The organism is Streptosporangium sp. NPDC006007 (assembly GCF_040614315.1).
GTDB lineage: Bacteria > Actinomycetota > Actinomycetes > Streptosporangiales > Streptosporangiaceae > Streptosporangium.
This window is the reverse complement of sequence record NZ_JBEXUG010000008.1, coordinates 156,592-179,395: the sequence shown is the minus strand read 5'-3', so window position 1 is coordinate 179,395 and position 22,804 is coordinate 156,592. Positions and strand designations below refer to the sequence as shown.

Genomic DNA, 22,804 nt, shown 5'->3' with positions numbered 1-22,804 from the left:
GTGCTCCCCGAGCACTATTGGGTCTGGCCCAGGAACTTGGCCACCCGGCCGACGCCCTCGACGAGGTCGTCGTCGCCGAGCGCGTAGGACAGACGGAAGTAGCCGGGGGTGCCGAAGGCCTCACCGGGGACGAGGGCGACCTCGGCCTCCTCCAGGATGAGCTCGGCGAGCTCGGCGGAGGTCTGCGGGCGCCGGCCCGCGAACTCCTTGCCCAGCAGCTCCTTGACCGAGGGGTAGGCGTAGAACGCGCCCTTCGGCTCCGGGCAGAGCACACCCGGGATGTCGTTCAGCATGCGGACCATGGTCTGACGGCGGCGGTCGAAGGCCTCCCGCATCGTCGTCACGGCCGACAGGTCGCCGGAGACGGCGGCCAGGGCGGCGATCTGGGCCACGTTGGAGACGTTGGACGTGGCGTGCGAGTGCAGGTTGGTCGCGGCCTTGACGACGTCCTTCGGGCCGATCAGCCAGCCGACGCGCCAGCCGGTCATCGCGTAGGTCTTGGCGACGCCGTTCAGGACGACGACCTTGTCGCCGAGCTCGGGGACGGCGGTGGCGATGCTCGCGAAGGTCGCGCCGCCGTAGGTGAGGTGCTCGTAGATCTCGTCGGTGACGACCCACAGGTCGTGCTCGGCGGCCCAGCGGCCGATCGCCTCGACCTGCTCGGGGGAGTAGACCGCGCCGGTCGGGTTGGACGGCGAGACGAACAGCAGGACCTTGGTGCGCTCGGTGCGGGCCGCCTCAAGCTGCTCGACGCTCGCGAGGTAGCCGGTGGTCTCGTCGGTCACGACCTCGACCTGGACGCCGCCGGCCAGCTTGATGGCCTCCGGGTAGGTCGTCCAGTAGGGGGCGATGACCACGACCTCGTCACCCGGGTCGAGGAGCGTGGCGAACGCCTCGTAGACGGCCTGCTTGCCACCGTTGGTGATCAGGATCTGGGCCGCGTCGACCCGGTAGCCGGAGTCGCGGAGCGTCTTGTCGGCGACGGCCTGCTTCAGCTCCGGCAGGCCCCCGGCCGGCGTGTACTTGTGGAACCTGGGGTTGCGGCACGCCTCCACGGCGGCCTCGACGATGTATTCGGGGGTCGGGAAGTCCGGCTCACCCGCGCCGAAGCCGATGACCGGGCGGCCCGCGGCCTTCATCGCCTTGGCCTTGGCGTCCACGGCGAGCGTGGCGGACTCGGAGATCGCGGAGATACGTGCTGAGATGCGAGGACGGGTCATGCCTCCATGGTTACAGACCTGTGGCATTGTTTCCGCTCCGTATCCATGATGCGGACACCCCGGCCCACCCCGCGGGCCGGCGGGCCGCGCGACGGGTGGGGAGGCCGGTGACCTGGGTGGCCGCTCCCGGTTCGACGTGGTGGGCATTCCCCCGTAGACTCCGGCGTGGTCTTCCCGCCGTATGCGTGAACCGGCGGTCAAGACCGTGAGCCACGGACAAACTTCGGTCCAACCGATGTATGGTGGTTCATGTCTTAGGGCACTAGCGCAATTGGTAGCGCACCGGTCTCCAAAACCGGCGGTTGGGGGTTCGAGTCCCTCGTGCCCTGCGAGGAGCGGTCCGCGCATCAGGGCGTCTAGCGCGCCGCAGACATGCGTTGGACTCGATGGATCAGGTGAGGACTGTGGCGATCGACACGCGCGGCGAAACCGCAGACAAGCCGAGCGGTGAGAAGAAGGCCAAGCGCACTTCTCCCGCACTCTTCTACCGGCAGGTCATTGCCGAACTGCGCAAGGTGATCTGGCCCACGCGCAAAGATCTTCTTTCTTACACCACGATCGTCCTGGTTTTCGTGCTGATCATGGTCGGGATCGTGTCGGCACTCGACGCGTTGCTCACCGAAGGTGTGCTGCGGATCTTCGGCGGAGCCTGAGCCGATTTCCGGCGGATCGTCCCCCGGTAATTTCAACAGCCCATCGACGGAAAGAGAATGATCCACCGTGTCCGAGTCTTCACAGTCGGCCGGCGAGTCCCGCGAAGAGCGGACGGCCGACCCGGAAGAGGCCGTCGACGCCACGCAGGACTCGCTCGCCGAGTCCGGCAAGTCTGACGTCGACGCCGAAACCGGGGCCGAGGAGGTCCCGGCCGGCGGCGTCGACGAGGCCGAGGGTGTCGAAGAGGCCGAAAAGGTCTCCGTCGGAGAGGTCGACGAGGACGGCGACGTCCTGCCCGACATCGACCCGGTCGAGGAGTTCAAGCGCCTGCTGCGGGGTCAGTTCGGCGAGTGGTACGTCATCCACTCCTACGCGGGTTACGAGAACCGCGTGAAGTCGAACATCGAGACCCGCACCCAGTCCCTCAACATGGAGGACTACATCTTCCAGGTCGAGGTGCCCACCCACCACGTGACCGAGATCAAGAGCGGCAAGCGCCAGCTCGTCAAGGAACGGGTGCTTCCCGGCTACGTGCTGGTCCGGATGGAGCTCACCGACGAGTCCTGGTCCGCGGTCCGCAACACGCCCGGTGTGACCGGCTTCGTCGGCCTGTCGAACAAGCCCAGCCCGCTGAGCATCGACGAGGTGGCCAAGCTGCTCGCCCCGGAGCCGTCCGAGGAGGTCAAGAAGTCGACGGCCAAGGCCTCGGCGGCGACCGTCGACTTCGAGGTCGGCGAGTCCGTCACGGTCATGGACGGCCCCTTCGCCACGCTGCCCGCCACGGTCAGCGAGATCAGCGCCGAGTCGCAGAAGCTCAAGGTGCTGGTGTCGATCTTCGGCCGTGAGACACCGGTCGAGCTCTCGTTCAACCAGGTCTCGAAGATCTGACCGGTCACGCGCCCGCGGCCGCACAGACCGCGGTCGCGTAAACTAAGGCGTTCGATGGGCCGTGCTTCGCGAAGCACGGCCCGCCGACATGCTCCCCGTGTCTGCGTGGGAGCCGCATCACCCCGATTAGGACCCGGAGAGAACCATGCCTCCTAAGAAGAAGATCGCGGCACTGGTCAAGGTCCAGCTTCCCGCTGGCCAGGCCACGCCCGCTCCGCCGGTCGGTACCGCCCTCGGTCCGCACGGCGTCAACATCATGGACTTCGTCAAGCAGTACAACGCTGCCACCGAGGCCCAGCGCGGCAACATCATCCCCGTTGAGATCACCATCTTCGAGGACCGCAGCTTCACCTTCGTCACGAAGACGCCCCCGGCGCCTGAGCTGATCAAGAAGGCCGCCGGTGTGGCGAAGGGCTCGGCCGTCCCGCAGAAGGACAAGGTGGGCAAGCTCACCAAGGACCAGCTGCGCCAGATCGCCGAGACCAAGATGCAGGACCTCAACGCCAACGACATCGAGGCCGCCGAGAAGATCATCGCCGGCACCGCCCGGTCGATGGGCATCACGATCGCCGACTGACCGGCACGGCACCGGGCCCGATGCCGTGCGGACGTGGACGCCCACCGTGGCCCACGCGGAACCGGCCGGAGCCCGGCAGCGGGCGCGATCATGAGCGCGCTCGCCGGACAACCTCGAAACACCTCGAAAGTGGAGGGGCCACGCGCCGGCCCGTACCACGGACACTCGGATCCACAGGAGTGAGCAAGTGAAGCGCAGCAAGGCATTCCGCAACGCGGCAGCCCAGATCGACAACGAGAACCTCTACACCCCGGTCGAGGCGGCCAAACTGGCCAAGGGGACCAGCGTCACCAAGTTCGACGCCACCGTCGAGGTGGCCCTGCGGCTGGGCGTCGACCCCCGCAAGGCGGACCAGATGGTGCGCGGCACCGTCAACCTCCCGCACGGCACCGGTAAGACCGCCCGGGTCCTGGTCTTCGCGACCGGTGACCGTGCCGAGGAGGCCCGCGCCGCGGGCGCCGACATCGTCGGCGCCGACGAGCTGATCGACGAGGTCGCCAAGGGCCGCCTGGACTTCGACGCCGTCGTCGCCACCCCGGACCTCATGGGCAAGGTCGGCCGCCTGGGCCGCGTGCTCGGTCCGCGTGGTCTGATGCCCAACCCCAAGACCGGCACCGTGACCCCCGCCGTCGGCAAGGCCGTCACCGACATCAAGGGCGGCAAGATCGAGTTCCGTGTCGACCGGCACGCGAACCTGCACTTCATCATCGGCAAGGTGTCGTTCGGTGAGCGTCAGCTCGTCGAGAACTACGCCGCGGCCCTCGACGAGGTGCTCCGTCTCAAGCCGTCCGCGGCCAAGGGCCGCTACGTGAAGAAGGTCGTCTTCTCCACGTCCATGGGCCCGGCCATCCCGGTCGACCCGAACGCGACGCGGGCGCTGACCGCCGAGCTCGACGCCTGACAGGGCCGCTGGCCGCCTGTCAAGCTCGATAGCAGGTCTCCTTTTGGAGGGCCTCAACCGAATGGCCATTCGGTTGAGGCCCTTTTTCGTTCTCTGGGAGGACGCATTCCGTTTTGTCGCGGCGTAGTGTCGTAAGCAATTCCATCGGGGGACACGAAGGGGTGAAGACGGATGCGCCGATTGGCTCCCGCACTGACATTGGGAGCGGCCGCGCTGGTCGCGGTCTCGGGATGCGGTGCCCAGGGCACCACGTCCCTCGGAAACGTCAAACTGGCCGCCGCCGAGGCGGTGCAGCAGAGCGCACAGCGGGCCGGGGAGGTCACCTCCTACTCCGCGGACCTCGTGGTCGACGCCACCGGCGGCCAGAAGGGCACCAGCAAGATCCAGGGCAGCATGCTGTACCAGAGCAGGCCACAGCTGGCGACCGACGTCAGACTGGACACGATCGTCCACGACGGGCAGAACGTCCCCGGTGGAGCGCGGGCGATCCTGACCGGCGACACGGTCTATGTGAAGTCGGAACTGCTCAACAAGTTCGCGGGCGCGAACAAGCCGTGGATCAAGGTCTCCCTCACGGATCTCGACGCCAAGGGCCAGGCCGGCGTCAAGGCGTTCACGGCCCAGGCCCAGCAGTTCGACCTGGCGGGCACGGTCAAGCTGCTGACCGCCTCGAAGGACGTCAAGGCGGTCGGCACCGAGACGGTCGGCGGAGTCGAGACGACCCACTACAGCGGCACCTTCCCGGTGGCCGAGGCCGCCCAGGTGATCGACCCGGCCAGGCGTGAGCGGCTCCAGGAGCAGCTCTCGCGGGTCAAGAACGTGAAGTTCGACCTGTGGTCCGACGCCCAGAGCCTGCCCCGCAAGGTCACGCTCAGCGGCTCGGAGCAGGGTGTCACGTTCAACATGGCCGCCTCCTTCAGGGGCTTCAACGAGCCCGTGGAGATCACGGCCCCGCCCGCCGGCCAGGTGGGCGACATGCCGGAGCACCCCGGCGGAAACTGACGACCGCTCGCGGCCCGCGTCCCTTGGCTCCTCGGCCCAAGGACGCGGGCCGTCGGCGATTTGGCATGCGCCCGGATAGGGCGTACGCTGTCAACGCCGAAGACCGCCGGTCGTCGTCGGGCCTCATGGCCCGGTGGCCCAAGGATCCACACAGTGGACGGCCCGCGTAGGTGTGATGTGAGTTTTCATTTGGACTGACCTCCTGATGTGAGCCCCGTGCGCCCGCGCCGGGGCTTGTTCGCTTTCTGGGCCTTTGCCGGCGGCACATCTGGAAGGAGGCCCATGGCGAAGGCGGAAAAGGCAACGGCTGTAGCCGAGCTCAAGAGCAGCTTCGAAGGCTCTAGCGCTGCCGTTCTGACCGAGTACCGCGGTCTCACCGTCGCCCAGCTCAAGCAGCTGCGCGTTTCTCTCGGTGAGAATGCGAAGTTCGCCGTGGTGAAGAACACGCTGACCAAGATCGCGGCCAATGAGGCCGGGATCAGTGAGCTCGACGGCCTGCTCGCGGGCCCGTCGGCGATCGCGTTCGTCAAGGGCGACGTGGTCGAGGCCGCCAAGAGTCTGCGTGACTTCGCCAAGGCCAATCCCCTCCTGGTCATCAAGGGCGGTGTCGTCGACGGCAGGTCGATGAGCCCGGCCGAGATCACCAAGCTTGCCGACCTTGAGTCGCGCGAGGTCCTCCTCGCGAAGCTGGCCGGTGCTCTGAAGGCGAAGCAGGGCCACGCGGCCGCCGTCTTCAACGCGCTGCCCACCAACATGGCTCAGCTGGCCGAGGCTCTGCGCGCCAAGCGTGAAGAGACCGGCGAGTAGGTCCGCGCAAGCGGTCGCAGGGGATTAGCGCATACGTACCGCGGTCCCAATTCTTAGTTTGTCTGATCCATACGGAGGAACCACCATGGCGAAGCTCAGCACCGACGAGCTGCTCGACGCTTTCAAGGAGATGACCCTCCTTGAGCTGTCCGACTTCGTGAAGCTCTTCGAGGAGACCTTCGACGTCAAGGCCGCCGCCCCGGTCGCGGTCGCCGCCGCCCCGGCCGCCGGCGCCGCCGCCGCCGAAGAGGTCGAGGAGCAGGACGAGTTCGACGTCATCCTTGAGGCCGCCGGCGACAAGAAGATCCAGGTCATCAAGGAGATCCGCGCTCTGACGAGCCTGGGCCTCAAGGAGGCCAAGGACCTCGTGGACGGCGCCCCCAAGGCCGTCTTCGACGGCAAGGTCAACAAGGAGCAGGCGGAGAAGGCCAAGGGCGCCCTTGAGGCCGCCGGCGCCACCGTCACCGTCAAGTAATTCGCTTGACCTAGAGGCTTCACCGGAAAGAGCGGGTCCACCAGGTGCCGGTGGCCCGCTCTTTCCGTGTCCGCCCCCGGGTCCCTCCGTGTCCCCTGACATCCCTCCGAGCCCTCCGAGCCCTCCGCGCCCCCGCGCGTTTCCCGTGTCCCCTCCCGGCGTCCCCGCCCGCCGTTCCCCTCCCAGCGGGCCGCGCCCGCAGGGCCGCGACCTCCCCGTCCGGCCTGCCGGCGCCGGTGGCCGGCACCGGCAACGGGGGACAGCTCGGAGAGAGGTCCGCAAAGCCCCACATGATGATCCGCGCGGCGGGTTATGATCCGGCGATCGGGGGAGCTTACCGGCCCGAACGGACGGCGCCCTGTGGTCACCGGACCGTATGCCGGTAGACCTGCGAGGGGAGGGAACGCGTGGCGGTGAAGGCTGCTCGGCGGGCTCGCCCGCTGAAGACCGCCGGACTGGTGCTGAGCGTGCTGGTCGTGGCGCTGCTGGCCGTGGCCTACTGGCTCTGCGGTGCCCTGCGCGAGGCCCAGGTGGCGGCCGACGACCGTGAGGCGGCGGTGCGGTCGGCCAGGACGCACGCGCTGGCCCTGCTCTCGGTCGGTTACCGGAGTGTGGACGCCGATATCAACCGCATTCTGGACACCTCAACCGGTGCGGCGCGGGCGGAGTACGCCAGAACCGTGGTGACGCTCAAGAAGACCACGGTCAAGAACAAGGTCCTCCAGACGGGCGCGCTCCGTGCCGCCGGGCTCGTCTCCCTCAAGGGCGGCACGGCCCAGGTGATGGTGGTGGGAGACGCCGTGGTCCGGTGGAAGGGGAGCCAGGACGCCCCGCAGGAGCGGTTCTACCGGTGGAACATGGAAGTGACCAGGGTCGGGGCGGTCTGGCTCGTGTCGAAGGCGGAGCTGGTCCTGTGATGCGCGCCTCCGTGGTGCTGGCCGGGATGCTCGCCGCCGTGGCGCTCTCGCTCGCCGCCGTGATCGGGATCATGCTCATCGACCTCGACCGGCTGAGCGGAGAGGAGTCCGCCGGGCAGGAGGCCCTCGCCACGGCCCGTTCGGTCGCCGTCGACATGCTGTCGTACGACTACCGCACGATCGAACAGGATTTCTCCCGGGCCCGGGTCTACACCACCGGCAGCCTCACCCAGTACTACCGCGACCTCGGCGCGACCCTGGTGCCCACGGTCAAGAGGCAGCGCACGGTGCAGGAGGCGACCGTGGCCGGCGCGGCGGTGGAGTCGGCCACCTCCGACCGGGTCGAGGTGCTGCTGTTCGTGAACATGGGAACGGTGAAAACCCTGCCCGGCGAGAGGCAGCCCCGGCGCCAGGTCAGCCAGAACCGGGCCCGGCTGGTCATGGTCAAGCAGGACGGGCGCTGGCTGGTGGCCGAGCTGTCCACCCTGCTCGGAGACCCCCCGCCGAACTAGGGTCCTCTCCGCCGATCACGGGCGTCGCCCACCCGCCGGATCGGTCGTCGGCGTGGCGCTTCCTTCAATTGTTATCAAAGTCTGTGTTTGGAGTCGGTATGTCGGCGGGTAGATCCTCCATGGCAGTGTCGATCGTCAGTCGGTCATCGGCTGGCGTTCCAACCGTCGTGTGACTGAGCGTTAGCCACACCAGGTCGCGGGTATCGTCTTGGATCCGGTGGTGTGCGCAGGTCACAGGGTGGGCAAACTCCCAGCGTCTCGGCTGTTCCTTGGCTGAAATGTCGGCTCACGGGCTTGACGTTTTGGCTCTGACGGGCGATGCTGCGACCAACGTGGAGCTTGCAGCGAGACTGGACTGGACAGGTGTATGCCATTCGGCTACACTGCCCCTTTGCGCTGCCCTTTGACGACCCGCTTCTTTTGGTGCTCTGATGCATGGTCGTCTGGCGTGCGTGTAGTCAGTCCGCCGCGAGCCCTCGGAAGGACATCTGTTGGCAGCCTCGCGCAACGCCTCCGCCGTACCCGCTGGTCCCCGTCGTGTGTCTTTCGCACGGATTCAGGAGCCGCTCGAAGTTCCTGACCTTCTCGCCCTGCAGACCGAGTCCTTCGACTGGCTGCTTGGCAACGAGAAGTGGAAGGGGCGGGTCGAGGCGGCTCGCCAGGCCGGGCGCAAGGACGTTCCGGCCCAGTCGGGCCTCGAAGAGATCTTCGAGGAGATCAGTCCCATCGAGGACTTCTCCGGGACCATGTCCCTGTCGTTCCGTGACCACCGGTTCGAGCCGCCCAAGTACTCAGTCGATGAGTGCAAAGACAAGGACATGACCTACTCCGCCCCGATGTTCGTGACGGCGGAGTTCATCAATAACACCACTGGCGAGATCAAGAGCCAGACCGTGTTCATGGGCGATTTCCCGCTTATGACCGGCAAGGGAACGTTCATCATCAACGGCACCGAGCGTGTCGTGGTCTCCCAGCTGGTCCGCTCCCCGGGCGTCTACTTCGACCGCAGCGTCGACAAGACCTCCGACAAGGACCTCTACGGCTGCAAGGTGATCCCCTCCCGGGGCGCCTGGCTTGAGTTCGAGATCGACAAGCGTGACAGCGTCGGCGTCCGGATCGACCGTAAGCGCAAGCAGGCCGTCACGGTCCTGCTGAAGGCGCTCGGATGGACCAGCGACCAGATCCTTGAGCGGTTCGGGCAGTACGAGTCCATGCGCGCCACCCTGGAGAAGGACCACACGGCCGGCCAGGACGACGCCCTGCTGGACATCTACCGCAAGCTGCGTCCGGGAGAGCCGCCGACCAAGGAGTCGGCGCAGACACTGCTGGAGAACCTCTACTTCAACCACAAGCGCTACGACCTGGCCAAGGTCGGCCGTTACAAGATTAACAAGAAGCTCGGTGTCGACAGCGAGATCACCCAGGGCACGCTGACCGAGGACGACATCGTCGCCACGATCGAGTACATCGTCAAGTTGCACGCGGGCGAGCACTCGATGCCGGGCGCCGGTCGCGAGATCGTCGTCGAGACCGACGACATCGACCACTTCGGCAACCGCCGTCTGCGGACGGTCGGCGAGCTCATCCAGAACCAGGTCCGCCTGGGCCTGGCCCGGATGGAGCGGGTCGTCCGTGAGCGGATGACCACCCAGGACGTCGAGGCGATCACGCCGCAGACCCTGATCAACATCCGTCCGGTCGTGGCGTCGATCAAGGAGTTCTTCGGGACCTCCCAGCTGTCGCAGTTCATGGACCAGACCAACCCCCTGGCCGGCCTGACGCACAAGCGTCGTCTGTCCGCGCTGGGCCCCGGTGGTCTGTCCCGTGAGCGGGCCGGCTTCGAGGTCCGTGACGTTCACCCGTCCCACTACGGCCGCATGTGCCCGATCGAGACGCCGGAAGGACCGAACATCGGTCTGATCGGCTCGCTGGCCTCCTTCGGCCGGGTCAACTCCTTCGGCTTCGTCGAGACGCCGTACCGGAAGGTCGTCGACGGCCGGGTCACCGACGAGGTGCACTACCTCACGGCCGACGAGGAGGACCGATACGTCATCGCCCAGGCGAACACGCCGATCGGTTCCGATGGCACGTTCCTGGAGAGTCGCGTGCTCGTCCGCCGTAAGGGCGGCGAGTTCGAGTCCCTGCGTGGCAACGAGGTCGACTACATGGACGTGTCGGCGCGCCAGATGGTGTCCGTCGCGACCGCGATGATCCCCTTCCTGGAGCACGACGACGCCAACCGCGCGCTCATGGGCTCCAACATGCAGCGCCAGTCGGTGCCGTTGCTCAAGAGTGAGGCGCCGCTGGTCGGCACCGGCATGGAGTACCGTGCCGCGACCGACGCGGGCGACGTCATCACCGCGGACAAGCCCGGTGTGGTCGAGGAGGTCTCCGCCGACTACGTCACCGTGATGAACGACGACGGCACCCGTACGACCTATCGCGTCGCCAAATTCAAGCGCTCCAACCAGGGCACCTGCTTCAACCAGAAGCCGATCGTCGCCGAGGGCGACCGGATCGAGGTGAACCAGGTCGTCGCCGACGGCCCCTGCACCGACGACGGTGAGATGGCGCTCGGCAAGAACCTGCTCGTGGCGTTCATGCCGTGGGAGGGTCACAACTACGAAGACGCGATCATCCTGTCCCAGCGGCTGGTCCAGGACGACGTCCTCTCCTCGATCCACATCGAGGAGCACGAGGTCGACGCCCGCGACACCAAGCTGGGCCCCGAGGAGATCACCCGGGACATCCCGAACGTCTCCGAGGAGGTCCTGGCCGACCTCGACGAGCGCGGCATCATCCGCATCGGCGCCGAGGTCGTCCCCGGTGACATCCTCGTCGGCAAGGTCACGCCCAAGGGCGAGACCGAGCTGACCCCCGAGGAGCGCCTGCTTCGCGCGATCTTCGGTGAGAAGGCGCGCGAGGTCCGTGACACCTCCCTGAAGGTGCCCCACGGCGAGCAGGGCAAGGTCATAGGGGTTCGCGTCTTCAGCCGCGAGGAGGGCGACGAGCTTCCCCCCGGGGTCAACGAACTGGTCCGCGTCTACGTGGCCCAGAAGCGTAAGATCACCGACGGTGACAAGCTCGCCGGCCGTCACGGCAACAAGGGCGTCATCTCCAAGATCCTGCCCGTCGAGGACATGCCGTTCCTGGAGGACGGCACGCCGGTCGACATCATCCTCAACCCGCTGGGCGTGCCCGGCCGGATGAACGTCGGCCAGGTCCTGGAGACCCACCTCGGGTGGATCGCCGCCAGGGGCTGGGACATCTCCGGCATCGAGGCGGCGTGGGCCGAGCGGCTGTGCGACAAGGGCTTCGCCGAGGTCGAGCCGCGCACGAACATGGCCACCCCGGTGTTCGACGGCGCCAACGAGGAAGAGATCATCGGCCTCCTCGACAGCACCCTGGTCAACAGGGACGGCAGCCGCATGGTCGGCTCGAACGGCAAGGCCAGGCTCTTCGACGGCCGCTCGGGTGAGCCGTTCCCGCACCCGATCTCGGTCGGCTACATCTACATCCTGAAACTGCTCCACCTGGTCGACGACAAGATCCACGCGCGCTCGACCGGTCCATACTCCATGATCACTCAGCAGCCGCTCGGCGGTAAGGCGCAGTTCGGTGGTCAGCGCTTCGGTGAGATGGAGGTGTGGGCACTGGAGGCGTACGGCGCCGCCTACGCCCTGCAGGAGCTGCTGACGATCAAGTCCGACGACGTCCTGGGCCGCGTGAAGGTCTACGAGGCCATCGTCAAGGGCGAGAACATCCCCGAACCGGGCATTCCCGAGTCGTTCAAGGTCCTCATCAAGGAGATGCAGTCGCTCTGCCTGAACGTCGAGGTGCTCTCCAGCGACGGCATGTCCATCGAGATGCGCGACACCGACGAGGACGTCTTCCGCGCTGCGGAAGAGCTCGGCATCGACCTGTCTCGGCGTGAGCCGAGCAGCGTCGAAGAGGTCTGATCTAGAAGCTGAGGAGGGGAATACAAGTGCTGGACGTCAACTTCTTCGACGAGCTTCGGATCGGCCTCGCGACGGCTGACGACATCCGCCAGTGGTCGCACGGTGAGGTCAAGAAGCCCGAGACCATCAACTACCGCACCCTCAAGCCCGAGAAGGACGGACTCTTCTGCGAGAAGATCTTCGGTCCTACCCGGGACTGGGAGTGCTACTGCGGCAAGTACAAGCGCGTCCGCTTCAAGGGCATCATCTGTGAGCGCTGCGGCGTCGAGGTGACCCGGGCCAAGGTGCGCCGTGAGCGGATGGGCCACATCGAGCTGGCCGCGCCCGTCACGCACATCTGGTACTTCAAGGGTGTCCCGTCCCGGCTGGGATACCTGCTCGACCTGGCCCCGAAGGACCTTGAGAAGGTCATCTACTTCGCGGCCTACATGATCACGCACGTCGACAAGGACATGCGCGAGCGTGACCTGCCGTCGCTGGAGGCGAAGATCTCCGTCGAGCGGCAGCACATCGAGCAGCGGCGCGACGCCGACGTCGAGGCCCGGCAGAAGAAGCTTGAGGCCGACCTGACCGAGCTTGAGGCCGCCGGCGCCAAGGGCGACCAGCGTCGCAAGGTCCGTGAGGGCGCCGAGCGCGAGATGCGGCAGATCCGCGACCGGGCCCAGCGTGAGCTGGACCGGCTGGACGAGGTGTGGAGCCGTTTCAAGAACCTCAAGGTCCAGGACCTGGAGGGCGACGAGCTGCTCTACCGCGAGATGCGTGACCGGTTCGGCCGCTACTTCCGCGGCGGCATGGGCGCCCAGGCCATTCAGGAGCGTCTGACCAACTTCGACCTCGAACTTGAGGCCGAGAACCTGCGGGAGACGATCCGCAGCGGCAAGGGCCAGAAGAAGGCCCGCGCGCTCAAGCGTCTCAAGGTCGTCTCCGCGTTCCTGAACACCCGCAACTCGCCCAACGGCATGGTCCTGGACTGCATCCCGGTCATCCCGCCGGACCTGCGCCCGATGGTGCAGCTCGACGGTGGCCGGTTCGCGACCTCGGACCTGAACGACCTCTACCGCCGGGTGATCAACCGGAACAACCGCCTCAAGCGTCTCCTTGACCTCGGCGCGCCCGAGATCATCGTGAACAACGAGAAGCGGATGCTCCAGGAGGCCGTCGACGCGCTGTTCGACAACGGCCGCCGCGGCCGTCCGGTCACCGGTCCCGGCAACCGTCCGCTGAAGTCCCTCAGCGACATGCTGAAGGGCAAGCAGGGCCGGTTCCGCCAGAACCTCCTGGGCAAGCGAGTCGACTACTCCGGCCGTTCGGTCATCGTCGTCGGCCCGCAGCTGAAGCTGCACCAGTGCGGTCTGCCCAAGCAGATGGCGCTGGAGCTGTTCAAGCCGTTCGTGATGAAGCGCCTGGTCGACCTGAACCACGCGCAGAACATCAAGTCGGCCAAGCGGATGGTCGAGCGCGCCCGCCCCGTGGTGTGGGACGTCCTCGAAGAGGTCATCACCGAGCACCCCGTGCTGCTCAACCGGGCCCCCACCCTGCACCGCCTGGGCATCCAGGCGTTCGAGCCGCAGCTGGTCGAGGGCAAGGCCATCCAGATCCACCCGCTCGTCTGCACCGCGTTCAACGCGGACTTCGACGGTGACCAGATGGCCGTGCACCTGCCGCTGTCGGCCGAGGCGCAGGCCGAGGCCCGCATCCTGATGCTGTCCACCAACAACATCCTGAAGCCGGCCGACGGCAAGCCGGTGACCATGCCCACCCAGGACATGATCATCGGTCTGTACTCGCTGACCACTCTCAAGGACGACGACGAGAACGCGGTCGGCCAGGGCAGGGTCTTCGGCTCGGTGTCCGAGGCGCTCATGGCCTACGACCGGCGCGAGCTGGACATCCAGGCCAGGATCCAGATCCGGCTGAAGGGCGACGTCCCGCCGCCCCGCGGCTGGGCCGCCCCCGAGGGCTGGGAGCCGGGCGAGAGCTACCGCCTGGAGACCACGCTCGGCCGCTGCCTGTTCAACCAGACGCTGCCGGCGAACTACCCGTACGTGAACTCCCAGGTCGGCAAGAAGCAGCTGTCGCTCATCGTCAACGAGCTGGCCGAGAAGTACCCCAAGGTGGAGGTCGCCACCGCCCTTGACGCGCTCAAGGACGCCGGCTTCTACTGGGCCACCCGGGCAGGTGTGACGATCTCCATCGAGGACGTCATCGCGCCGCCGAACAAGGCCACGATCATGGAGACGTACGAGCGCAGGGCCGACAAGGTCCAGCGGGAGTACGAGCGCGGCCTCATCACGGACGAGGAGCGCCGTCAGGAGCTCATCGAGATCTGGACGCACGCGACCAGTGACGTGACCGACGACATGCAGAAGGCGTTCCCGAAGACCAACCCGGTCTGGATGATGGTCCAGTCGGGCGCCCGAGGGAACCTGATGCAGGTCCGGCAGATCTCCGGCATCCGCGGTCTGGTGTCCAACACCAAGGGTGAGACGATCCCGCGTCCGATCAAGGCCTCGTTCCGTGAGGGCCTGTCGGTGCTGGAGTACTTCATCTCCACCCACGGACAGCGCAAGGGCCTGGCGGACACCGCGCTGCGGACCGCCGACTCGGGCTACCTGACCCGTCGTCTGGTGGACGTCGCGCAGGACGTCATCGTCCGCGAGATCGACTGCGCCACCGACCGCGGCGTGCCGCTGCACGTCGGCGACCGCGACGCCCAGGGCAACCTGGTCAAGGCCGAGAACGCCGAGAGCAACGTGCACGGCCGCATCCTGGCCGAGGACGTCGAGGTGGACGGCAAGGTCATCGTGAGCGCGGGTGTCGACATCAACGACATCCACGTCACCGCGCTGGTCGAGGCCGGTGTGGAGACCGTCAGGACCCGCAGCGCCCTCGTCTGCGAGGCCAAGATCGGTGTCTGCGCCACCTGCTACGGCCGCTCGCTCGCGACCGGCAAGCTGGTGGACGTCGGCGAGGCGGTCGGCATCATCGCCGCCCAGTCGATCGGTGAGCCCGGCACCCAGCTGACGATGCGTACCTTCCACACCGGTGGTGTGGCGGGTGCCGACATCACCCACGGTCTGCCCCGTGTGCAGGAGCTCTTCGAGGCGCGCGTTCCCAAGGGCGTCGCCCCGATCAGCGAGGCCGAGGGCCGGGCCCGCATCGACGAGACCGACAAGACCCGGAAGATCGTGATCGTCCCGGACGACGGTTCCGAGGAGATCGCCTACCCGGTGTCCATGCGGTCGCGCCTGCTCATCTCGGACGGGCAGCGCGTCACGGTCGGCCAGCAGCTGATCGCCGGCGCCGTCAACCCCAACGAGGTGCTGCGCATCCTCGGCCCCCGGGCCGTGCAGCTGCACCTGGTGGCAGAGGTCCAGCAGGTCTACCGCTCGCAGGGTGTGTCGATCCACGACAAGCACATCGAGATCATCGTCCGGCAGATGCTCAAGCGGGTGAACGTGCTTGAGTCGGGTGACGCCGACATGCTGCCCGGCGAGCTGGTCGAGCGGCCGCGCTTCGAGCGGATCAACCGCGAGTGCGTGGCCGAGGGCGGTACGCCGGCCTCCGGCCGTCCGGTGCTGATGGGTATCACCAAGGCGTCGCTGGCCACCGAGTCCTGGCTGTCCGCGGCGTCCTTCCAGGAGACGACCCGGGTGCTCACCGACGCGGCGATCCACGCCAAGTCGGACTCGCTGCTCGGTCTCAAGGAGAACGTCATCATCGGAAAGCTCATCCCGGCCGGTACCGGCATGCCGCAGTACCGCAACATCCGGGTCGAGCCCACCGAGGAGGCCAAGTCGGCGATGTACACCGTCGGCGGCTACGACGGCTCCGCGGCGGACTACACCTTCGGCTCGGGCTCCGGCGAGGCCGTCCCGCTGGAGGAGTACGACTTCGGTCAGTACAACCGCTAGACGATCGCAGGCGGCGCCAGGTCCCTCATCGAGGGGGCCGGGCGCCGTCCGTCTGTCCGGGTTCGTTACTGAGGATCTTTCTTGACCGGAATGTTGCGGTGAAAGCTGTAGACGATGGCGGGAACGGCCGGAGAAGTCTCTCGCGACAGGTAAACTCGTAGCGGACCCAACAGCGGTCGGCCGGAAACCGATCGCGGAGCCGGGACACGAACACGGGCGCTCACTACAGCGGCCGGCGAGCGCAACCGTTTTGACGTGTTGCGCTGGACTGGGTAGTCTTTCCCTTCGTGCCCGTGGCTTCACGGGCTCTCATGCGTGCGCGTCGACAGGTTTCCCATCGGGGAGTCGGCAGAGGCGCCGTGTGGCTCTTCCACTGGACCGGCCTGGCCGGGAGTGGCGCGACCAGTGCGCGACACGCCCGAGCGCGTGGGTCGGAGTGGATGGAAAAACCGCAGGTCATGACACCGGCAGTGCCTGCAAAAGCATCAATATTCGAATCACCGGCAAGCACGAACGGAGACGCGGTGCCCACGATTCAGCAGCTGGTCCGCAAGGGCCGCCAGGACAAGGTCACCAAGACCAAAACCCCGGCGCTCAAGGCCAGCCCCCAGCGACGCGGCACCTGCATGCGCGTTTACACCACGACCCCCAAGAAGCCGAACTCCGCGCTCCGCAAGGTCGCGCGTGTCCGGCTCACCAACGGTATCGAGGTCACGGCCTACATCCCGGGTGTCGGTCACAACCTTCAGGAGCACTCCATCGTGCTCGTCCGCGGTGGTCGTGTGAAGGACCTGCCGGGTGTTCGCTACAAGATCATCCGCGGCTCGCTGGACACCCAGGGTGTCCGTAACCGCAAGCAGGCCCGTAGCCGTTACGGCGCGAAGAAGGAGAAGTAACAATGCCTCGCAAGGGTTCTCCTGGCCGCCGCCAGCTCATGGCCGACCCGGTCCACAACTCGCCGCTGGTCACCGCGCTCATCAACAAGGTGCTCCTGGACGGCAAGCGTTCCATCGCCCAGTCCATCGTGTACGGCGCCCTTGAGGGTGCCAGGGACAAGACCGGCAACGACCCGGTCGTCACCCTGAAGCGGGCGCTGGACAACGTCAAGCCCACCCTTGAGGTCCGCAGCCGCCGTGTCGGTGGCGCGACCTACCAGGTCCCGGTCGAGGTGCGCGCCGCGCGCAGCACCACCCTGGCCCTGCGCTGGCTGGTGCAGTACTCCCGCGCCCGCCGTGAGAAGACCATGACCGAGCGCCTCATGAACGAACTGCTCGACGCCAGCAACGGCCTCGGCGCCAGTGTCAAGAAGCGCGAGGACACCCACAAGATGGCCGAGTCCAACAAGGCCTTCGCCCACTACCGCTGGTAACAGCGGGTTCCACGAGACGACGAGGACGCGAGAGAAGTGGCCACCACGACCGCTCTTGACCTGGCCAAGTTCCGAAACATCGGCATCATGGCCCACATCGACGCGGGCAAGACCACGACGACCGAGCGCATCCTGTTCTACACCGGTATCAACTACAAGATCGGTGAAGTCCACGAGGGCGCAGCCACGATGGACTGGATGGAGCAGGAGCAGGAGCGGGGGATCACCATCACCTCCGCGGCCACGACCTGCGAGTGGCTCGGCCACACGATCAACATCATCGACACGCCCGGTCACGTGGACTTCACGATCGAGGTGGAGCGCTCGCTCCGCGTCCTCGACGGTGCCGTCGCCGTGTTCGACGGCGTCGCCGGTGTGGAGCCCCAGTCCGAGACGGTGTGGCGTCAGGCCGACCGTTACAACGTGCCCCGCATCTGCTTCGTCAACAAGCTCGACCGCGTCGGCGCGGAGTTCCACCGCTGCGTCGACATGATGGTCAGCCGCCTGCACGCGACCCCCGCGGTCCTTCAGCTTCCCTGGGGAGTCGAGGCCGACTTCAAGGGCGTCATCGACCTGGTCAGGATGAAGGGTCTGCTCTGGAGCGCCGAGGCGGCCAAGGGCGAGATGTACGAGGTCGTGGAGATCCCGGCCGAGCACACCGAGGCCGCCCGCGAGTGGCGTGACAAGCTTGTCGAGACCGTCTCCGAGCACGACGACGAGCTGATGGAGCTCTTCCTTGAGGGTGTCGAGCCCACCGAGGAGCAGCTGGTGGCGGCCATTCGCCGCGCCACGCTGGCCAGCGCCATCAACCCGGTCCTGACCGGCACCGCGTTCAAGAACAAGGGCATCCAGCCCCTGCTCGACGCGATCGTCGCCTACCTCCCCGCACCGACCGACATCCCGGCCTTCAAGGGTCACGCGGTCGGCAACGAGGACGAGGTCATCGAGCGTCACGCGGACCCGAACGAGCCGTTCTCCGCGCTGGCATTCAAGATCATGAGTGACCAGCACCTGGGGCGTCTCACCTACATCCGCATCTACTCCGGCACGCTGGAGACCGGCACCGCCGTGGTCAACGCGGTGAAGGGGCGCAAGGAGCGGATCGGCAAGATCTACCAGATGCACGCCAACAAGCGCGAGGAGCGCCCGTCGGCCGTCGCCGGTCAGATCGTCGCCGTCATGGGTCTGAAGGACACCACGACCGGTGACACCCTGGCCGACCCGGCCAAGCCGGTCGTCCTTGAGTCGATGAACTTCCCGGCGCCGGTCATCAACGTCGCCATCGAGCCCAAGACCAAGGGCGACCAGGAGAAGCTGGGCACCGCGATCCAGCGCCTGGCGGAGGAGGACCCCTCCTTCCAGGTCCGCAGGGACGAGGAGACCGGGCAGACGGTCATCTGGGGTATGGGCGAGCTCCACCTGGAGATCCTCGTCGACCGGATGCGCCGCGAGTTCAAGGTCGAGGCCAACGTCGGCCGGCCGCAGGTGGCCTATCGCGAGACCATCCGCCGCAAGGTGGAGAAGGTCGACTACACCCACAAGAAGCAGACCGGTGGGTCGGGCCAGTTCGCCAAGGTCATCATCGACATCGAGCCGCTGGGCGAGGGCAACGACGGCTACGAGTTCGCCAACAAGGTCTCCGGTGGCCGCATCCCGAGGGAGTACATCCCGTCGGTCGACGCGGGCGCCCAGGAGGCCGCCGAGTTCGGCGTTCTCGCCGGCTATCCCATGGTCGGGGTCAAGGTCACCCTGCAGGACGGCGCCTACCACGAGGTGGACTCGTCCGAAATGGCCTTCAAGATCGCTGGCTCGATGGCCTTCAAGGAGGCCGCGCGCAGGGCGGACGCGGTAATCCTGGAGCCGATGATGGCCGTTGAGGTCACCACGCCTGAGGACTACATGGGCGATGTCATCGGTGACCTCAACGGTCGCCGCGGGCAGATCCAGGCGATGGACGAGCGCGGTGGCAACCGCGTCGTCAACGCGCTCGTGCCGCTCTCCGAGATGTTCGGCTACGTGGGTGACCTCCGTAGCAAGACGCAGGGACGCGCGAGCTACAGCATGCAGTTCGACTCCTACGCGGAAGTGCCTACGCACATCGCCAAGGAGATCGTCGCGAAGGTCCGGGGCGAGTAGTTCTCTCGTCGGCCGGTTCCCGAAGGAACCGGCCTTCCCGAGCCCGAGTGAAAAGACGCAAGTCAAGTCAGAATCTCTAAGGAGACAGAGCAGTGGCCAAGGCCAAGTTCGAGCGGACCAAGCCGCACGTAAACATCGGCACCATTGGGCACATCGACCACGGCAAGACCACTCTGACCGCGGCGATCACCAAGGTGCTCCACGAGCGTTACCCGAACCTCAATGAGGCGACCCCGTTCGACAAGATCGACAAGGCGCCCGAGGAGAAGGCTCGTGGTATCACGATCTCCATCGCGCACGTCGAGTACCAGACCGAGCAGCGCCACTACGCTCACGTGGACTGCCCCGGTCACGCCGACTACGTGAAGAACATGATCACCGGTGCGGCTCAGATGGACGGCGCGATCCTCGTGGTCGCCGCCACCGACGGTCCGATGCCGCAGACGAAGGAGCACGTCCTCCTGGCCCGCCAGGTCGGCGTCCCCTACATCGTGGTCGCCCTGAACAAGGCCGACATGGTGGACGACGAGGAGATCCTGGAGCTCGTCGAGCTTGAGGTCCGTGAGCTTCTCTCGGCCCAGGAGTTCCCCGGCGACGACCTGCCGGTCATCCGCGTCTCGGCGCTGAAGGCGCTTGAGGGCGACGCCAAGTGGGGCGACAGCATCATCGAGCTCATGACGGCCGTGGACGAGAACGTTCCGCAGCCGACCCGTGAGACCGACAAGCCGTTCCTCATGCCGATCGAGGACGTCTTCTCGATCACCGGCCGCGGCACCGTCGTGACCGGCCGTATCGAGCGTGGCGTCGTCAAGGTCAACGAGACCGTCGACATCATCGGCATCAAGGACACCAAGACCACCACCACGGTCACCGGTGTCGAGATGTTCCGCAAGCTCCTCGACGAGGGCCAGGCGGGCGACAACGTCGGCCTGCTCCTGCGTGGCATCAAGCGCGAGGACGTCGAGCGCGGCCAGTGCATCATCAAGCCGGGCACGACCACCCCGCACACCGAGTTCGAGGCGCAGGTCTACATCCTGTCCAAGGACGAGGGCGGCCGTCACACGCCGTTCTTCAACAACTACCGTCCCCAGTTCTACTTCCGTACGACTGACGTGACCGGTGTTGTGAACCTGCCCGAGGGCACCGAGATGGTCATGCCCGGTGACAACACCGAGATGAACGTCTCGCTGATCCAGCCCATCGCGATGGAGGACGGTCTCAAGTTCGCCATCCGCGAGGGTGGCCGCACCGTCGGTGCCGGTCGCGTTACCAAGATCCTCAAGTAGTACGACCGCGGAGTGGCGGTCGGCCCTCATCGCAGGACCGACCGCCGCGCCACGACGGGGCTCGGGCCGTACGGCCCGCACCTCGGAACGGCCCACGAACCGTGATCTCGCAATTGGTTCGGCCACTCTGTGACCGAACCGACTGCCAGATCACGGAAGAAAGCGCAGATCGACTGCGTCTGCTACGTGGGACGTGCTCACAGCGGCAACAGGCCGCACGTAACTTTTTCAGACGACAGCGAAGGACACCGAGGCCATTATGGCGGGACAGAAGATCCGCATCCGGCTCAAGGCCTATGACCACGAGGTCATCGACAGCTCGGCCAAGAAGATCGTGGAGACGGTCACGCGGACTGGCGCTAAGGTCGCGGGCCCGGTGCCGCTGCCGACCGAGAAGAACGTGTACTGCGTCATCCGCTCGCCGCACAAGTACAAGGACAGCCGCGAGCACTTTGAGATGCGCACGCACAAGCGGCTGATTGACATCATCGACCCGACGCCGAAGACGGTCGACTCGCTCATGCGACTCGACCTCCCCGCCGGCGTTGACATCTCGATCAAGCTCTGAGGGAACGCACTGACATGGCTAAGCAGATCAAGGGCGTCCTGGGCAAGAAGCTCGGCATGACCCAGGTCTTCGACGCGGACAACCGGATGGTCCCGGTGACCGTCGTCGAGGCTGGTCCGTGCGTCGTGACCCGCGTCCGTACTTCCGAGAAGGACGGCTACTCCGCCGTACAGCTCGGCTTCGGGCAGGTCGACCCGCGGAAGGTCAAGAAGCCGCTCGGCGACTACCTGCGCAAGCACGACATCACCCCGCGCCGTTACTTCGCGGAGATCCGTACCGACGACGCGAGCGACTACACCCTCGGCCAGGAGCTTCTGGCCGACACCTTCGAGGCCGGCCAGTTCGTCGACGTGACGGGCAAGAGCAAGGGCAAGGGCTTCGCCGGTGTCATGAAGCGTCACGGCTTCGGGGGTCTGAGCGCCTCGCACGGTACCCAGCGCAAGCACCGCTCGCCGGGTTCCATCGGTGGCTGCGCCACCCCGGGCCGCGTTTTCAAGGGCATGCGCATGGCCGGTCGGATGGGTAACGTCCGCACCACCATCCAGAGCCTCAAGGTCCACGCCGTGGACGCCGAGAAGGGCCTCATCCTGATCAAGGGTGCGATCCCCGGCGCCAACGGCAGTCTGGTTCTCGTCCGCACCGCTGCCAAGAAGGGGGCTGCCAAGTGAGCACCATTGACGTCCTCGACGTGAGCGGCGCGAAGTCCGGCACGGTCGACCTGCCCGGCGACGTCTTCGGCGCCAAGGTCAACATTCCGCTGATCCACCAGGTCGTCGTGGCCCAGCTCGCCGCTCGCCGGCAGGGCACCCACAAGGCCAAGACCCGCGGTGAGGTCAGGGGCGGCGGCAAGAAGCCGTACCGTCAGAAGGGCACCGGCCGCGCCCGTCAGGGTTCGACCCGCGCTCCGCAGTTCACCGGCGGTGGCACCGTCCACGGTCCGGTTCCGCGGGACTACACCCAGAAGACCCCGAAGAAGATGAAGGCCGCCGCCCTGCGCGGTGCCCTGTCCGACCGGGCGACCGGCGGTCGCGTCCACGTGGTCAGCGGCCTGGTCGTGGGGGAGACCCCGAAGACCAGGACGGCCCTTGAGGCGCTGCGGAAGATCACCCAGGCCCGTAGCGTCCTGGTCGTGGTCGACGAGGGCGACGAGCTCACCTGGCTGAGCCTGCGCAACGCCCCCGAGGTCCACCTGCTGGACTCCGGGCAGCTGAACACCTACGACGTGCTCTGCTACGACGACGTCGTCTTCACTCAGGAGGCGTACGACCAGGTCGTCTCGCGTCTGAGCAAGAGCGGGAAGGAAGACGCCTGATGGAGAAGATCGCCGACCCGCGGGACATCATCATCAAGCCCGTTGTCTCCGAGAAGAGCTACGGCTTGATCGACGAGCACAACAAGTACACGTTCCTGGTGCGGAAGACGGCCAACAAGACGCAGGTCAAGATCGCTATTGAGCAGATCTTCGGCGTCAAGGTGGCGAGCGTCAACACCATCAACCGCCAGGGCAAGCGCAAGCGGACCAAGTTCGGTTACGGTCAGCGCCCCAGCACCAAGCGCGCGATTGTGAGCCTGGTCGAGGGCGACCGGATCGACATCTTCGGCCAGGTCGGCTGACCCGC

20 protein-coding genes and 1 tRNA gene are annotated in these 22,804 nt (G+C 66.6%); 20 read left to right on the top strand and 1 reads right to left on the bottom strand.

What is annotated here, in order from left to right; translation table 11 throughout:
- Nucleotides 1–14 precede the first annotated feature (14 nt).
- On the bottom strand, nt 15–1,220 hold the full coding sequence (locus tag ABZ194_RS09690) for a pyridoxal phosphate-dependent aminotransferase (protein WP_355594233.1): 1,206 nt from the start codon (nt 1,218–1,220) through the stop codon (nt 15–17).
- A gap of 256 nt (nt 1,221–1,476) precedes the next feature.
- On the opposite strand from ABZ194_RS09690, the gene ABZ194_RS09685 reads away from it, so the two are divergent.
- The 20 genes from ABZ194_RS09685 to rplW all read left to right on the top strand — a co-directional run bounded on the left by ABZ194_RS09685 (nt 1,477) and on the right by rplW (nt 22,799).
- Nucleotides 1,477–1,549 (top strand) — tRNA-Trp (locus ABZ194_RS09685).
- Nucleotides 1,550–1,624: 75 nt separating this feature from the next.
- Entirely contained in the window at nt 1,625–1,873 is a 249-nt protein-coding gene (gene secE / locus ABZ194_RS09680; RefSeq protein ID WP_355594231.1) for a preprotein translocase subunit SecE, read from the top strand.
- Between the two features lie 67 nt (nt 1,874–1,940).
- The gene (gene nusG / locus ABZ194_RS09675) at nt 1,941–2,762 is read left to right on the top strand and encodes a transcription termination/antitermination protein NusG (RefSeq protein ID WP_355594229.1); all 822 of its coding nucleotides are present in this window, start codon (nt 1,941–1,943) and stop codon (nt 2,760–2,762) included.
- Nucleotides 2,763–2,907: 145 nt separating this feature from the next.
- On the top strand, nt 2,908–3,339 hold the full coding sequence (rplK, locus tag ABZ194_RS09670; protein ID WP_352031399.1) for a 50S ribosomal protein L11: 432 nt from the start codon (nt 2,908–2,910) through the stop codon (nt 3,337–3,339).
- Nucleotides 3,340–3,526: 187 nt separating this feature from the next.
- Complete coding sequence (gene rplA, locus ABZ194_RS09665) at nt 3,527–4,240, top strand: 50S ribosomal protein L1 (RefSeq protein ID WP_355594226.1); 714 nt, start codon at nt 3,527–3,529, stop codon at nt 4,238–4,240.
- A gap of 171 nt (nt 4,241–4,411) precedes the next feature.
- Nucleotides 4,412–5,242, top strand: a complete 831-nt coding sequence (locus ABZ194_RS09660; RefSeq protein ID WP_355594224.1) for a DUF1396 domain-containing protein — start codon at nt 4,412–4,414, stop codon at nt 5,240–5,242.
- Nucleotides 5,243–5,524: 282 nt separating this feature from the next.
- Entirely contained in the window at nt 5,525–6,049 is a 525-nt protein-coding gene (gene rplJ, locus ABZ194_RS09655; RefSeq protein ID WP_355594222.1) for a 50S ribosomal protein L10, read from the top strand.
- An 85-nt stretch (nt 6,050–6,134) separates the two neighbouring features.
- Nucleotides 6,135–6,524, top strand: a complete 390-nt coding sequence (gene rplL / locus ABZ194_RS09650) for a 50S ribosomal protein L7/L12 (RefSeq protein WP_355594220.1) — start codon at nt 6,135–6,137, stop codon at nt 6,522–6,524.
- A gap of 407 nt (nt 6,525–6,931) precedes the next feature.
- On the top strand, nt 6,932–7,441 hold the full coding sequence (locus ABZ194_RS09645) for a hypothetical protein (protein ID WP_355594218.1): 510 nt from the start codon (nt 6,932–6,934) through the stop codon (nt 7,439–7,441).
- Nucleotides 7,441–7,953 carry a hypothetical protein gene (locus ABZ194_RS09640; protein ID WP_355594216.1) on the top strand — a complete coding sequence of 171 codons (513 nt, stop codon included), beginning with the start codon at nt 7,441–7,443 and terminating at the stop codon, nt 7,951–7,953. Before ABZ194_RS09645 ends, ABZ194_RS09640 begins: the two co-directional genes overlap by 1 nt.
- Before the next feature lie 491 nt (nt 7,954–8,444).
- Nucleotides 8,445–11,912: a DNA-directed RNA polymerase subunit beta gene (gene rpoB / locus ABZ194_RS09635; protein ID WP_355594214.1), complete on the top strand. Its 3,468-nt coding sequence runs from the start codon at nt 8,445–8,447 to the stop codon at nt 11,910–11,912.
- A 26-nt stretch (nt 11,913–11,938) separates the two neighbouring features.
- Nucleotides 11,939–15,826: a DNA-directed RNA polymerase subunit beta' gene (locus ABZ194_RS09630; RefSeq protein WP_355594212.1), complete on the top strand. Its 3,888-nt coding sequence runs from the start codon at nt 11,939–11,941 to the stop codon at nt 15,824–15,826.
- Between the two features lie 524 nt (nt 15,827–16,350).
- Entirely contained in the window at nt 16,351–16,722 is a 372-nt protein-coding gene (rpsL, locus tag ABZ194_RS09625; RefSeq protein ID WP_012887826.1) for a 30S ribosomal protein S12, read from the top strand.
- A gap of 2 nt (nt 16,723–16,724) precedes the next feature.
- Complete coding sequence (gene rpsG / locus ABZ194_RS09620; RefSeq protein WP_355594210.1) at nt 16,725–17,195, top strand: 30S ribosomal protein S7; 471 nt, start codon at nt 16,725–16,727, stop codon at nt 17,193–17,195.
- Nucleotides 17,196–17,231: 36 nt separating this feature from the next.
- Nucleotides 17,232–19,331, top strand: coding sequence for an elongation factor G (fusA, locus tag ABZ194_RS09615; RefSeq protein ID WP_355594208.1), 2,100 nt, complete (start codon nt 17,232–17,234; stop codon nt 19,329–19,331).
- 92 nt (nt 19,332–19,423) lie between these two features.
- Entirely contained in the window at nt 19,424–20,617 is a 1,194-nt protein-coding gene (tuf, locus tag ABZ194_RS09610; RefSeq protein WP_355594206.1) for an elongation factor Tu, read from the top strand.
- Nucleotides 20,618–20,876: 259 nt separating this feature from the next.
- The gene (rpsJ, locus tag ABZ194_RS09605) at nt 20,877–21,185 is read left to right on the top strand and encodes a 30S ribosomal protein S10 (RefSeq protein WP_012887830.1); all 309 of its coding nucleotides are present in this window, start codon (nt 20,877–20,879) and stop codon (nt 21,183–21,185) included.
- Nucleotides 21,186–21,199: 14 nt separating this feature from the next.
- A complete protein-coding gene (gene rplC, locus ABZ194_RS09600; protein WP_355594204.1) occupies nt 21,200–21,853 on the top strand; it encodes a 50S ribosomal protein L3 in 654 nt (217 codons plus the stop codon).
- Nucleotides 21,850–22,497 carry a 50S ribosomal protein L4 gene (gene rplD / locus ABZ194_RS09595; protein WP_355594202.1) on the top strand — a complete coding sequence of 216 codons (648 nt, stop codon included), beginning with the start codon at nt 21,850–21,852 and terminating at the stop codon, nt 22,495–22,497. Before rplC ends, rplD begins: the two co-directional genes overlap by 4 nt.
- Nucleotides 22,497–22,799, top strand: a complete 303-nt coding sequence (gene rplW, locus ABZ194_RS09590; RefSeq protein WP_355594200.1) for a 50S ribosomal protein L23 — start codon at nt 22,497–22,499, stop codon at nt 22,797–22,799. Before rplD ends, rplW begins: the two co-directional genes overlap by 1 nt.
- Nucleotides 22,800–22,804: the final 5 nt, after the last annotated feature.